A 13,068-nucleotide genomic window follows, 5' to 3' on the forward strand; every position below is an offset into this window, starting at 1 on the left:
GACGGACTTGTCCGGTTACCCACCGTATCGTGACTTTCAGTGGCTGCGGCGAGCCAGCCACGCCGCGCCCGTCTCGGCGCGGCCGTGTCATCCGCACGAGAGGCAGGGAAGCGTGATGTCCACCTACCAGGGGAGCTGGCGCCCGGCACGACCCAGGCGACGATCCCGGTGGTTCTTAACCGGCGGGGTCGTGGCGAGCAGCCTGGTGGCCGCCGCGGTGGGGCTGGGTGGGGGCGCGGCGAGCGCCGCCGACCACGGGCTCTCCGTACCCGACCAGGGCCGGCCCGTGCTGGTGCCCACCGGCGACCCGACCGACCCGGGCCACCCGCGACGGACGGGCGAGCGGCCCGACGGCGGCGAGCGCCGGTACGAGGCGGGCCCGCAGGGCACGCACGGGCGGCCGGACGACCTGCGCAGCGGCTGGGAGCGGGCCGCCGGAGGAGACCCGCAGGAGTCGCGCGGCACCGGCGACGACCCGCGCGAGCGTCGCGACGGCGGCGGCAACCGGTGGCACCGGGACGCGATCGCGGTGCCGTGCGACTCCGCCCAACTCATCGCGGCGCTGGTGCGGGTCAACGCCGAGGGCGGCGGCACCCTCCGGCTCGCGCCGAAGTGCACCTACCCGCTCACCCACGCGTTCGCGCAGCCCGACCAGTACGACGGCGGGATCCGCGACGCCCGGGAGGCCGCCGACACGGCGGAGAACCCCGGTGACGCCGAGGCGCCGCCGCGCAACCCGGCCGACGACAAGTCCGGCCTGCCGGTGATCTACCACCCGGTCACCGTCGAGGGCGCGGGCGCGACGATCGTCCGCAAGACCGACGCCGAGGCGTTCCGGTTCTTCACCGTCCGCGACGGCGGCGAGCTGACCCTGCGTGACGTCGTCCTGCGCAACGGCCGGTCGGCCGCCGAGGGCGGCGCCCTCCACGTCGTGCACGGTGCCTCGGCCGTCGTCGAGCGCACCACGATCACGCACAGCGTCTCGCTCTCGGCGGAGGGCGGCGGTGGCGCCATCTTCAACGACGGCAACATGCTGGTCGACGAGAGCACCTTCGTGTCGAACAACGCGGCCGGCAAGGCGGGCAAGGGCGGCGGGTTCCTCAACGGCGGCGTGCTCACCATGCACCGCTCCGAGTTCCGCGACAACAGCGCCGTCGCGTACGGCGGCGGGCTGGCCAACTACCGCGGCGCGGCCGAGGTGCAGACCAGCACCTTCGCGCACAACACCGCGACGCACGGCGGCGGCCTGGCCAGCTTCTCCGCCCGGACCCGGGTCTCCGACACCAAGGTCCTCGGCAACACCGCCCAGACCGGCGGCGGCCTGGCCAACTCGGACGCGGTGCTCTTCCTGCGCCGGCTCACCGTGCGGGACAACACCGCCACCGGCAACGGCGGCGGCATCTCCACCTTCCAGGGGTTGGTCCCGCTCGACGACAGCGTGGTGGCCGGCAACACCGCCCGCGGTAACGGCGGCGGCCTCTACGCCGAGAAGTCCAACCTGCTGGTGCGGCAGAGCGAGGTGAGCCGCAACGGCGCCGTCGGCGCCCGGTCGACGGGCGGCGGCATTTTCGCCTCCCTCGGGCAGCTCACGCTCCACCGCAGCGAGGTGATCCGCAACGGGGGGACCAGCGGCCCGGGTGGCATCCACGCCGACAAGGCCCGGGTGACGGTCGACGACGAGACCGACGTCATCGAGAACCGGCCCACCAACTGCGCGGGCTCCCGGGTGCCGGTGACCCACTGCTTCCGCTGACCGGCGCCATCGGCTCTGCCCAGCCACGGCCCGCCGGGACGATCGTCGGATCGCCCCGGCGGGCCGCCCGCCGTCCGGATCAGCCGAGCGCGCGCAGCCGGCCGGCCAGCTCGGCGGCGAAGAAGTCGAGGAAGCCGTCCGGGTCCGGGCCGGCGTTCTGCAGCACGATGTGGTCGAAGCCGGCCTCGAGGTACGGCCGCACCGCCTGGACGTGCACCTCCGGGTCGGGGCCGACGGCGAACAGCTCGCGGACGTGCCGCTCCTCCACGTACGAGCTGGCCGCGTCGAAGTTCACCGGGTTGGGCAGCTCGCTCATCACCTTCCAGCCGGTGACCATCCAGCGGCTGGTCTGCAGCACCGCCTGCACCGCCTGCCCCTCGTCGGTGGCCCAGGCCAGCGGCACCTCGGCGTACCGGGGGCCCTGCCCGCCGGCGGAGCGGTAGTGCTCGACGATCGACCCCTTCGGCTCGGTGGCGAACAGCCCGTCACCCAGCTCGGCGGCCATCGCGGCGGAGTCCGGCCCGCTGGCCGCCACCGCGATCACCGGCGGGGTGTCGGGCAGGTCGAAGACCCGGGCGTCCTCCAGGTGCAGGTGCCTACCCTCGTACGACTGGTAGCCGCCCTGCCAGAGCAGCCGGATGATCTCCAGCGCCTCGCGGAGCCGCTCGTGCCGCCCGCGAACGCTCGGGAAGCCCTGCCCGACCACGTGCTCGTTGAGCCGTTCCCCGGCGCCCACGCCGAGGGTGAACCGCCCGTCGGAGATCAGGGCGAGGGTGGCGGCGGCCTGGGCGATGATCGCCGGGTGGTAGCGGACGGTGGGGCAGGTGACGCCGGTGGCCAGCCGCAGGGTGGTGGTCCGGGCGGCGATGGCGCCCAGCACGCTCCAGGCGAACGACGAGTGGCCCTGGGCTTCCAGCCACGGGTGGAAGTGGTCGCTCATCTCGACGAAGTCGAAGCCGACCTGCTCGGCGCGGACCGCCTGCCGGATCATCTCCTGCGGTCCGTAGCCCTCCGCGGCGAGCTTGTAGCCGATCTGCATGCCCCTGCTCCCGTCCGTGCGGCGGTGGAGCCAGGGCCGTTCCCGCCGCGACCCGCGGCAAACGTCACCGCTGAACGGGCCCTGAGCGGCCCCCGGCGCGGCCGCCGGCCGCTCAGGCTCGCCGCACCAGCAGGTAGCAACGCTCGCTGGCGTGCTCCCGCTCCGGGTCCGGGCGGCGGTCCAGCCGCGCGGTGAGGGCGAGCCCGGCCCGGGCGAGGGCGGCCACCTCGGCCGCCGGGTCGAGGAACCGGAAGGTCAGCGCCACCGGGTGCCCCCACCAGTCGGTGAGCGTCCGGGCCTGCCCGGGCGAGGTCTGCTCGTCGCGGGTGTGGAAGGCGATCAGGGCGCTGCCGCCGGGGCGCAGCACCCGGGCGAACTCGACGTAGGCGGCGGCCCGCCGGGGCGGGTCGAGGTGGATCACCGCGTACAGGCAGACGATCGCGGTCACCGCGGCGGAGCGGACCGGCAGCGCTGTCATGTCCGCCGCGCAGCAGGGCAGCGCGGTGGCGCGGTGGGCGAGCGCGCACATCGCCGGCGACAGGTCGACGCCCACCGGGCGCGCGCCCCGCCCGGCCAGCTCGGCCGCGGCCTGGCCGGGCCCGCAGCCCACGTCCAGCACCGGCCCGCCGGCGCCGAACTCGGCCAGCGCGGCGAGCAGCGCCCGGTCCAGCGGCTTGCCGGCCAGCTCGTCGCCGATCTCCGCCGCGTACCGGCCGGCCACTCGGTCGTAGCTGCATCGGGTGTCGGTCGTCTCGGTCACGGTGACCAGTCTGGACCGCCCGCCCCGGTCCGGCTGCCCCGCCGGCCCTCTTCCTGACCTTCAGGGCGGTCACCGGCCGGGCCCGGCACGCGACGGCCCGCGCCGCCGGGGCGCGGGCCGGAATGGACCGTCCTACTTGGACGGCTCGGGCAGCTCGCAGTCGACCTTCGGGTTGGCGCCGATGTAGTTCAGCGGCCCGGCCACGATGGTCACCAGGATCGTGCCGGCCTCCGCGCAGTTGGTGTCGTCGTCGCCGTAGTAACCGCGCTGGCCGGCGGCGATCGCGCCGATGATCAGCCAGATGACGACCAGGACTCCGAGTATCGAGGTGCCGCGCATGACTGCCTCCAGGGGTGGTGGGTTCGAGGTGCAGGCGTTGTACCCAATCGCGCCGATCGGCTAACGGAGGCACCGATCGGCCGGCCGGACCACCCGTCCGTCGAGCGTGGCCGGCCGGTGGTACGGCGGCGGATCGCCCGCCCGCACCGGCTGCGGCGGGTCGACTATCGGATCGACGACCCACCACCGTGCCGGGCGCCGGGACGGACGTACAACTGCGTCACGGCCCGCCGAGGAGGATCCATGGGCGTCTGGAGACCGCATCTGTTCGTCGACCGTCCCGAGGACGTGGCCGTGGCCGCCCGCGCGCTGGCCGGCGGCGCGGTCGTCGCGGTCGCGTTCGGGAACTTCTACGCCGTGGTCACCCGGCCGGACGCCGGCACCGTGCGCCGGGTCAACCTCGCCAAGGGTCGGCCGGCCGGCCAGGTCGGCAGCATCACCGCCACGCCCGGCCGGATCGCCGACCTGTTCGACTGGTCGCTGGTGCCGCACCGGCTGCCGCAGCGGCGGGTCCGCCAGCTGATGGACGCGCTCTACGGCGCCGGCCCGTTCGGCTTCCGGGGGCCGGCCGCCGCCGGGCTGCCCGCCCACCTGACCCAGCACGACCAGGGGGTACGCACCACCCAGGTGATCGCGCCCGGGCTCGCCTGCCCGTCGAACGCCTTCGTCGCCCGGGCGCTCGCCGAGGCCGGGGTGGAGCATCTCTACATCACCTCGGCGAACCGGTCCCGGCACCTGACCGGGGCGGACGAGGAGCCGGCGCACTGGCGGGCCGACGGCATCGTGGCGGACTTCGCCCACCTCGACGATTTGGTCGTCCTCGCGCACCGGGACGAGGCGGCGGCCCGGGCCGCGTACCCGGACCACCTGCCGGCGTCGGTGACCCTGCTGTCGTTCCACGCGCCCACGGGCGATCCGGAGGAGCCGCCGGTGCTCACCGTCGACCGGCACGGGTCGCTCCACCTCGACCAGGTGCGCCGGGCGGCCGCGCCGCTCGGGCTCCAGGTGCGCCTCGGCCCCGCCGCCGGGCAGCGGCTGCGGGTCCGGGCCTACGCCGAGGCGCTGGTGTGACCGGTCGCCGGATGCCGCAGCCGTGACCGGGTCAGTGCGGCGGGGACGGCGCCTCCGGCGGCTTGCCCCGGCTGCGCCGGCGATCGGCCAGCGCCACCCCGAACAGCACCAGCATCGCCGCGAGCGCGGCGAAGACCGGCGGCAGGAACAGCGCGGCCGGCGCGGCGGTGAGCAGGGCGAGCAGCCCGCCGGGACGGGACAGCGAGACCCGGCTGAACACCTCGTACTCGAACGCCGCGCGGCCGAGCAGGAACAGCGTCGGGCCGCCGAGGATGACCGCCACCCAGGCCGGCGGCGTACTGCCCTCCGGCTTGTGCAGCACCAGGTCGAACCCGGCGGCGGTGGTGACCACCCCGGCCACCATCAGCAGGTGCGTGTACGGGGCGGTGTTGAGGAACTTGCTCGGGTCCCGGGCGGACGCGATGGCCAGCGGCAGCAGTTCCCCGGACTTGTGCACGTAGACCCGCCAGAGCAGCAGGGTGGTGGTGAACGCGATCGCGAACGCGGCGATGTTCTCCGCCTCGGAGTGCTCCAGGCTGAACATGGTGCCGATGGTCAGGATGGCGTCGCCGAGGGCGATGATGAAGAACTGCTGGTACCGCTCGGAGAGGTGCTCGGCGGTGACGTTGCGCTGGCTGTCGGGCACCACGCCCAGGCCGGGCACCGGGTAGGCCAACCGGAAGCCGGTGTAGTCGATGGCCAGCGCCAGCGCCCAGAGGGCCATCCGGCCGTCTCCGGAGACGAACGCGCCGGCGATCCACGGCACCGCCGAGACGGCGAACCAGAGGAAGATGCGGGCGGCCCGGCGCTGGGTCTGCCGGTGCCCGCGGACGGTCGGCATGAGGAACAGCCCGCGGCCGAGGTGGATCGCCACGTACGTGCCGGCGAAGACCAGCCCCCGGGCGCCGAACGCCTCCGGGATGGCCGTGGTCATCAGCAGCGCGCCGAACATCACCGCGGCCACCAGCAGCTTGATCTCCCGGCGTTCCGGATCGTAGAGGTCGGTGACCAGGGTGGTGATCGCCCACGTCCACCACATCGCTGCCAGCATGATCAGCGCCTGCCCGGCCCGGTGCCAGTCCAGTTGCTCGATCAGGCCCCGGGAGATGAGAGCGAGGGCGACCACATAGACGAGGTCGAAGAAGAGCTCCAGCAGGGTCACCCGCCGGGGCGCCTCCGGGTCGCGCATCGGGGGGCGGTCCCGGCTCGGGGCAGGCTCCGGCATCGGGTCCTGCACGGGCTGCTCCTGGCGGGGATCGGCTCGGCGGGCCGTCCGGCCCTGTTCCGACGGTAGCGATCTCCGGCCGTCCTCGCGTCCGGTATGCGGCTTTTCAGCACGGGTCGCCGCGGCTGGATCCCCGCGGGATCCCGCCGGCTGACGCGGCGGCCGGTGGTTCCCGCGGTCGCGGCCCGGCGGTCGGTTCGTCCACCGCCGGGCCGCGACCGGTCAGGCGTCGTCCCCGCCGGCGGGCAGGACGGCGGCCGCCTCCGGCGTGCCGGCCAGCACCTTGGCCTGCTGCGGCCAGGTGGCGAGGCCGGGCGCGGCACGCAGCCCGGCGGCCCGGATGAGGTCCCGCAGGCCCGCCTCGTCCAGCTCGGCCAGCTGCCGGTAGGTCCGGACGCCGGCGGCCTGCAACGCGGCCGCCATCTTCGGCCCGACCCCCTGGATCCGGCGGAAGTCGTCGGCCGGCTCGGCGTCCCCGGCGGCCTCCGCGGCCGGCGCCGGCGCGGGTACCGGCCGCACCGGCGGCGTGGCGACGGCCGGCCGCGCCGACGGCTCGTCGGCCACCGGCTCACCCGACCCGGCGGCGGCGTCGGCCTCGACGGGCTCGGCGGCGGTCTCGGCCTCGACCGGCTTGGCGGTGTCGGCGTCGACGGGCTCGGCCGTGGTCGGCTCGGCCGCCGCGACGTCCTCGGCCCGCTCGGCGGCCGGCGCCGGGCGCTGCGCGACCACGGCCGGCTCGTCGTCGGTGCGGTCGGTGTCGGGCACGCTGACCGGCACCTCGTCCCCGGGCCCGTCCTCGCCGTCGCGGGCGGCCAGCTCGGCCACCAGGGCGGCGTCGGCCTCGGCCGGCTCGTCGGCGCCCCGGCCCCGGTCGGTCGCCGGGTCGGGCGTGGCCACGGGGCCGTCGGTGAGCGCCATGTCGGCCGGGTCCACGGTGTTGGCCGCGGGGCTGGCCGGCCCGGACTGGGCCGGCACGGTGTCGACCGGCGCGGGCTGCTCGGCGACCGCGGCCGGAGCCGGGTCGACGGTCGCCTCGGGCCGTACGGTGTCGGTGGTGGCGGCGGGCGCCGGCTCGGCCACCACGGCCGTCATGCCGCCGGCGGCGCCACCGTCCATGCTGGGCGAGCCGGCGGTCGCTGCGTCGCGCCGGCCGCGCAGCACCCAGCCGGCGGCCAGGCCCACCAGCAGAGCCACGATCAGTATCAGCCAGTGCCCGAAAGACCACGCCACGGCAAACCTCCCTCTCGTTCACGTCGGAATCTCGCGAGAAAAACTCGCCGCAGCTTCGCACACGCGCGATCCGGGGGACAGGGAGGCTCGGCATCCGTCCGTGCCGGCGGGACGGGCCGTACCGGCGGTGCCCGACGGGCGACGGACGGTGTCGGGCAGGCCGGCCGCCGCCACACCGGGCGGACAGCGGGACGACCCCGGCGCCGCCGGGCGCCGGGGTCGTGACGGGACGGTCCTCAGTCCTCCTCGCCCCGGTAGGTGTAGAAGTCGTCGACGAACTTGCGGCGCAGCCGGGGCACCCGGCTGGTGACGGTGAAGTAGCCACGGGCGCCGAGCAGCGCGAGCCGGCCGAACAGCGGGTGGTACATCCGGTCGTCGCCGTTGGTGCCGCTGCGGTTCAGCGAGTCGGCGACCCGGGCGAACCCGTACGGCACCATCGCCGTCTCGTAGTCGGCGACCGCCTGCACCAGCGTCTTGTCGCCGGCGGCGGCCAACCGGAGTTGCCGGCAGAGCAGGGCGGCGTCGCGCAGCGCGGTGTTCGCACCCACCCCGCGACCCGGGGTCATGGTGTGGATGGCGTCGCCGAGCAGCGTCACGGTGCTGCTCTTCCACGGCGGCACCGGCTCCGAGGTGCTCACCCTGATCGGCAGGGCGCTGTCCGGGTCGCCGCAGGCCAGCAGCTCGCGCAGGTTCGGGTGCCAGCCGCGGGTGAGTTCCAGGGCGAGCCGGATCAGCTCCTCGCCGCGGCGGCGCATCACGTCGGCGGGGAACCGGCGGGCGGTGCTCCAGATGACCAGGTTGATGTTGTCCCGGGTGTTGTCGTGCGCCAGCCCCGGCCAGCGGGCGAGCAGGGCCGCGTCGGCCGCGCTGACCTCCGGCTTCACCGCGCCGTCGCGGTCCCACTTGAACTCCATCACGTGCAGCACGCCCATCATCCCGCCGGCGCCGAAGATCAGCGAGATGCCCCGCCGGATCCGCTCCGGCAGCAGGCCGCGGGTGTGCGGGGTGAGCGGGATCCGGGTGGCGATGTTGATCGTGCCGGCGTCCCGGGTGACCGCGTGCGGCAGGTACTGGCGGCGGACCGCCGAGTGGGTGCCGTCGGCGGCGACCAGCAGGTCTCCGGTGGCGGTGCTGCCGTCGGCGAAGTGGGCGGTGACGGTGCCGTCGTCGCGCTGCTCGTAGCGGGTGAAGGTCTTGTCGAACTGCACCACGTCCGCCAGGCCGGTGAGCAGGACCTGGCGCAGCGTCATCCGGGCCACCGAGCGTTCGGTGTCGACCGGGTCGGTGTCCGGCCGCAGTTCGAACGACGCGGTCTGGCGCATCCGCTGGCTGATCACGTTGAAGTACCGCGGCGACCGGGCGCAGGTGGCGAGGTAGGTGTCGAACAGCTCCGGCGGCAGGCACTCGCGCAGCGCGCGGCTGCCGGTCGGGCCGATGCCGACCCGGTAGCCGAGCAGCCCCTCACCGCGGGTGCGGTACCGCTCGTAGACGGCGACGCTGATCCCGGCGCGACGCAGCCCGTGCGCCAGGCAGAGCCCGCCGATGCCGGCGCCGATGACCAGGACGTGCGGTGTGCTGGCGGCCATCGTGATCGACCCGCTCACCCGGCCGGTCGCGGCGCGGGCGCCGGCGCCGCGTCCCACCGGTAGAAGCAGCCGGCGATGGCGTCCCGCGGCGAGCGCCAGGTCGGCAGGTACGGCGAGGTGTGCGCCGAGAGCCGCTCGTTGACCTGGCGGTAGAGCGGATGGTTGCGCGCCTCGACCAGCGCGTCCGGGTCGACCTCCGCGGTCTCCATCAGGTGTACGCACAGGTCGTGCAGGCAGTACAGGGACCGGTGCCGGACACCGGTCAGGGTGGGCAGTTCGGTCGCGTCGGACTCGGCGAAGATCTGCGCCACCCGTCCCTCCGCGCCCGGGATGATCCTGCTGACGATCAGTAGACGGCTCATGGGACCCCTCTCCCCGGCGGCGCTCCCGGCGGGGGAGCGGCCACGGACACCTGTGCCACCCACCCTGCCCGCCGCCCTGTCACCCGGCCGTCACCCGCGTCGCGGCGGCGATGACGGGCGGGTTCAGCGGCTCGCGCCGCGGGTGGCCGGGTCGCGGCGGGGGCGTGGCCGACCGTCGCCGCTGGCCTGCCGGATCGGCGCGAGGGTGTCGGCGAGCAGGGCGCTCATCGCCGCCGACGGCTCCAGGTGCAGCTCCCGGCGCAGCAGGTCCCGGTAGACGTAGTAGGCGTGCACCGCCTCGAAGGCGTTGCCCTCGGCGAGGTGGATGCGGACCACCAGCCGGTGCGGGGTCTCCCGCAGTGGCTCGGCGGCCATCGCCTCCAGGGCGGCCTCCAGCGCCTCGCCGTGCCGGCCGGCCGCCAGGTGCTGGCACGCCACCTGTTCCAGCATGTGCAGCCGCAGCTGGCGCAGCCGCTCCCGCTCCAGCAGCACCCAGTCGTCGTACCAGCCGGGGAGCAGGTCGTGCCGGCCGGCGCAGAGCGCCCCGGCGGCGGTGCCGGGGTCATCGCCGTCGCGTACCCGGGCGGCCGTGCCGATCAGGTCGTCCACGTCGACCCGCACCAGCGGGTCGAGCCGCAGCGTGTCGCCGCTGGTGTCCAGTGGACAGCAGGGGTCCTGGCGCAGCCGCCACAGCGCCGTCCGCAGCGAGGACAGCGCCCGCTCCTCCGGCGCGTCCGGCCAGAGCAGCCCGGCCAGGTTGCTGCGGGTGACTCCGGGGCGCAGCCCGATCAGCGCGATGACCCGTTGCAGGCCGCGCGGCACCACCACCGGCGCGTCGGCGTGCAGCAGTTGGAAACCGCCGAGCAGGTGCAGCGAGATGCCGGCGTCGGGACGTCCCCCGGCGGTCGGCACGGATGGATAAGCGGCCACGCGGCACCCCCTGCGGAACGCTCGTCCCGACTGTCTGCTGTGTCCCCGGCGCGGCCGCCCGTGACGCCACTGTCGAGCTCGCTGTGCCGCGGCACCGGCGGCGCGTGCGGCGCCCGCCGGGGTGACCGCGACGAAGATTATCAATAGCGATTACGCTGAGTCAACACGTTGGTCGGCGATTAGACGCTCCACCGGCGACCATGAGAACCGCTCTGAACTGCGCATATGTCTCCGCAGGACGGTGCGTCGGTCAGTGGACGGACAGCGGATACACAGCTTGCGTCAACGCACCGTCACCAAGCCGCGTGGCCCGGCGGCGATGCCCGGTGACGGCCGCGTGACGCCAGCGGGCGCATCGTGTCGGCAGTCGTCCGGCGCGTCCGCCCGGTGTCGCCGGCACCGGACGCCGTGGGGGGGAGGCCCATCCATGGACCGTTCGCTCATCGTCGCGAAGGTGGTACCGACCGCCGAGGCGCGGGTCGCCGAGATCTTCGCCGAGTCCGACGCGACCGAGCTGCCACGCCTGGTCGGGGTCCGGCACCGGTCGCTGTACCGGCTGCACGACCTCTACGTGCACCTGCTGGAGACCGAACTGCCGGGCGACGGGGCGGTGGAGACGGCCCGCGGACACCCGGAGTTCGAGCGGGTCAGCGCGCGGCTGCGGCCGTACATCTCGCCGTACCTGCCGGACTGGCGCTCACCGCGGGACGCCATGGCCCGCTGCTTCTACCGCTTCGACCTCGCGCCCGCCGGACGGCCGTCGTGACCGCCACCGCGCCCCGGGAGGGGCAGCTCTGGTCCCGCTGCGCCGGCTGCGCCACGCTGCTGTACCGCAAGCGGCTGCACCGCAACCTCGACGTGTGCCCCGAGTGCGGCACGCACGCCCGGCTCGGCGCGCCCGACCGGCTGCGCCAGCTGGTCGATTCCGGCTCGTTCACCACGCTGCCCGACCGCCCGGCCGAGGTGGACCCGATCGGCTTCGTCGACGTGCTGCCGTACCCGCACCGGCTCACCGCCGCCCGCGCCGGCACCGGGCTGGCCGAGGCGGTGCTCTGCGGCACCGCCACCATCGGCCGGCACCCCTGCGCGCTCGCCGTGATGGACTTCCGCTTCCTCGGCGGCAGCCTCGGCAGCGCGGTCGGTGAGCTGATCACCCGCGCCGCCGAGCGGGCGCTGGCCGACCGGGTCCCGCTGGTCCTGGTCACCGCCTCCGGCGGGGCGCGGATGCAGGAGGGTGCCCTGTCGCTGATGCAGATGGCCACGGTCAGCCAGGCCGTCGCCGCGCTGCGCGAGGCGGGCCTGCTCACGGTCAGCGTGCTCACCGACCCGACGTACGGGGGAGTGGCGGCGTCCTTCGCGACCAACACCGACGTGGTGATCGCCGAGAGCGGCGCCCGGATGGGCTTCGCCGGCCCCCGGGTGATCCGCCAGGTCACCGGCCGGGCACTGCCCGACGGCTTCCAGACCGCCGACTTCCTGCTGCGCCACGGGCAGGTGGACATGGTGGTGCCCCGGCGCGCCCTGCGGAGCCGGCTGACCGCGCTGCTCGCCGCGGCCCGGGCCGCCCGCCGACCCGAACCGGCCCGCCGGCGGGTCGAGCAGGTGGCCGGTGCGGCACGGTCGGAGATCGACGTTCCGGCCGTACCCCCGCCGGGGCCGACCACCGCGGCCCCGCCGGCGGCCCGCGCGTCGGCGGCGGTACCGAGTGGACCGACGACCGCCGACGCCGGCCGGCCGGCGGACAACGCGGTGAGCGACGCCTGGGCGACCGTCCGCGCCGCCCGGCACCCGGGCCGACCGACCACCCTGGACTACCTCGAGTCGGCGTTCGACGACTTCGTCGAGCTGCACGGCGACCGGCTCGGCGGGGACTGCCCGGCGGTGGTCGGCGGGCTGGCCCGGCTGGCCGGCCACCCGGTGATGGTGATCGGTCACCAGAAGGGGCACACCACCGCCGAGCTGGTCGCCCGGAACTTCGGCATGGCCAGCCCGGCCGGGCACCGCAAGGCGCTGCGGCTGATGCGGCTCGCCGCGCGGCTCGGCCTGCCCGTGGTGACCCTGGTGGACACCCCCGGCGCGGATCCCGGCGTGGCCGCCGAGCAGCAGGGCCAGGCGGCCGCCATCGCGGAGAACATCCTGGCGCTGACCATGCTGCCCACCCCGGTCGTCGCGGTGATCACCGGGGAGGGCGGCAGCGGCGGGGCGCTGGCCCTGGCCGTCGCCGACCGGGTGCTGATGCTCCGGCACGCGGTCTACTCGGTGATCAGCCCCGAGGGCTGCGCGGCGATCCTCTGGCCCGACCGCGGGGCGGCCCCGCAGGCGGCCCGCGCGTTGCGGCTCACCGCGCCCGACCTGTGCCGGCTCGGAGTGGTCGACGAGGTGGTGCCGGAGCCGGACCCCGCGGCGCAGGACGATCCGGAGGGGGCCGGCCGGCTGTTGCGGGCGGCCCTGCTGGCCAACCTCCCCCCGCTGTTGGAGGTGACCCCGGCGACGCTGGTGCGCCGGCGGCGGCAGCGGTTCCGGCGCTTCGGCGCGGCCGGTGTGCGGGCGGGTGCCCGGTGACCGCCGCGCGCACCGGCCGGTCCCCGGACGCGGCCACCCCGCCGCCCCGCTCCGGCCCGCCGGCGGACGACGTGCGTCCGGACCACGCGGACGCGGTGCTGGCCGGGCTGCGCCGGCACGCCCGGCAGCTCGTCGCCGAGCTGGCCGGGCCGGTGCGGCGGGTCCGGCTGGGCAGCGGGCAGACCGTGCTGGAGGTGGAGTGGCACGGCCC

At 75.5% G+C, this 13,068-nt stretch carries 12 protein-coding genes and 1 pseudogene; 5 read left to right on the forward strand and 8 right to left on the reverse strand.

The genetic code is table 11. The features are described from left to right. Positions 1-115: 115 nt before the first annotated feature. A complete protein-coding gene (locus tag DLJ47_RS08390; RefSeq protein WP_109899490.1) occupies positions 116-1,753 on the forward strand; it encodes a right-handed parallel beta-helix repeat-containing protein in 1,638 nt (545 codons plus the stop codon). 79 nt (positions 1,754-1,832) lie between these two features. Here DLJ47_RS08390 and DLJ47_RS08395 read toward each other — a convergent pair whose 3' ends face one another. From DLJ47_RS08395 to DLJ47_RS08405, 3 genes are all read right to left on the reverse strand, one after another. Next, positions 1,833-2,792 (reverse strand): TIGR03557 family F420-dependent LLM class oxidoreductase, encoded by a 960-nt coding sequence (locus DLJ47_RS08395; protein ID WP_109899491.1) that lies wholly within the window; start codon positions 2,790-2,792, stop codon positions 1,833-1,835. Positions 2,793-2,904: 112 nt separating this feature from the next. Next, positions 2,905-3,552: a class I SAM-dependent methyltransferase gene (locus tag DLJ47_RS08400; protein ID WP_199235753.1), complete on the reverse strand. Its 648-nt coding sequence runs from the start codon at positions 3,550-3,552 to the stop codon at positions 2,905-2,907. Between the two features lie 132 nt (positions 3,553-3,684). After that, a complete protein-coding gene (locus DLJ47_RS08405; RefSeq protein ID WP_109899493.1) occupies positions 3,685-3,891 on the reverse strand; it encodes a hypothetical protein in 207 nt (68 codons plus the stop codon). A 243-nt stretch (positions 3,892-4,134) separates the two neighbouring features. Here DLJ47_RS08405 and DLJ47_RS08410 point away from each other — a divergent pair, with 243 nt between their 5' ends. Further along, positions 4,135-4,962: a hypothetical protein gene (locus DLJ47_RS08410; protein WP_109899494.1), complete on the forward strand. Its 828-nt coding sequence runs from the start codon at positions 4,135-4,137 to the stop codon at positions 4,960-4,962. Between the two features lie 31 nt (positions 4,963-4,993). On the opposite strand, the gene DLJ47_RS08415 is transcribed toward DLJ47_RS08410, so the two are convergent. The 5 genes from DLJ47_RS08415 to DLJ47_RS08440 all read right to left on the reverse strand — a co-directional run bounded on the left by DLJ47_RS08415 (position 4,994) and on the right by DLJ47_RS08440 (position 10,295). Next, on the reverse strand, positions 4,994-6,199 hold the full coding sequence (locus tag DLJ47_RS08415) for a low temperature requirement protein A (protein WP_233257726.1): 1,206 nt from the start codon (positions 6,197-6,199) through the stop codon (positions 4,994-4,996). A gap of 210 nt (positions 6,200-6,409) precedes the next feature. After that, the gene (locus DLJ47_RS36225) at positions 6,410-7,417 is read right to left on the reverse strand and encodes a hypothetical protein (RefSeq protein WP_199235754.1); all 1,008 of its coding nucleotides are present in this window, start codon (positions 7,415-7,417) and stop codon (positions 6,410-6,412) included. A gap of 236 nt (positions 7,418-7,653) precedes the next feature. After that, complete coding sequence (locus DLJ47_RS08430) at positions 7,654-9,003, reverse strand: FAD-dependent oxidoreductase (RefSeq protein ID WP_109899503.1); 1,350 nt, start codon at positions 9,001-9,003, stop codon at positions 7,654-7,656. A gap of 14 nt (positions 9,004-9,017) precedes the next feature. Further along, a complete protein-coding gene (locus DLJ47_RS08435) occupies positions 9,018-9,365 on the reverse strand; it encodes a TcmI family type II polyketide cyclase (protein ID WP_109899495.1) in 348 nt (115 codons plus the stop codon). Between the two features lie 123 nt (positions 9,366-9,488). Further along, positions 9,489-10,295 (reverse strand): AfsR/SARP family transcriptional regulator, encoded by an 807-nt coding sequence (locus tag DLJ47_RS08440; protein WP_109899496.1) that lies wholly within the window; start codon positions 10,293-10,295, stop codon positions 9,489-9,491. Positions 10,296-10,722: 427 nt separating this feature from the next. Here DLJ47_RS08440 and DLJ47_RS08445 point away from each other — a divergent pair, with 427 nt between their 5' ends. The 3 genes and pseudogenes from DLJ47_RS08445 to DLJ47_RS36725 all read left to right on the forward strand — a co-directional run. Next, positions 10,723-11,061 (forward strand): TcmI family type II polyketide cyclase, encoded by a 339-nt coding sequence (locus DLJ47_RS08445; RefSeq protein WP_109899497.1) that lies wholly within the window; start codon positions 10,723-10,725, stop codon positions 11,059-11,061. After that, positions 11,058-12,857, forward strand: coding sequence for an acetyl-CoA carboxylase carboxyltransferase subunit alpha (locus DLJ47_RS08450; RefSeq protein WP_109899498.1), 1,800 nt, complete (start codon positions 11,058-11,060; stop codon positions 12,855-12,857). The genes DLJ47_RS08445 and DLJ47_RS08450 overlap by 4 nt, the downstream gene beginning before the upstream one ends. Then, positions 12,854-13,068, forward strand: a pseudogene (locus tag DLJ47_RS36725) (acetyl-CoA carboxylase biotin carboxyl carrier protein); the annotation flags it as partial. The gene DLJ47_RS08450 and the pseudogene DLJ47_RS36725, both read left to right, overlap by 4 nt.

It is taken from the genome of Micromonospora sp. S4605, from assembly GCF_003176715.1.
In the GTDB taxonomy this organism is placed as follows: Bacteria; Actinomycetota; Actinomycetes; order Mycobacteriales; family Micromonosporaceae; genus Micromonospora; species Micromonospora echinaurantiaca.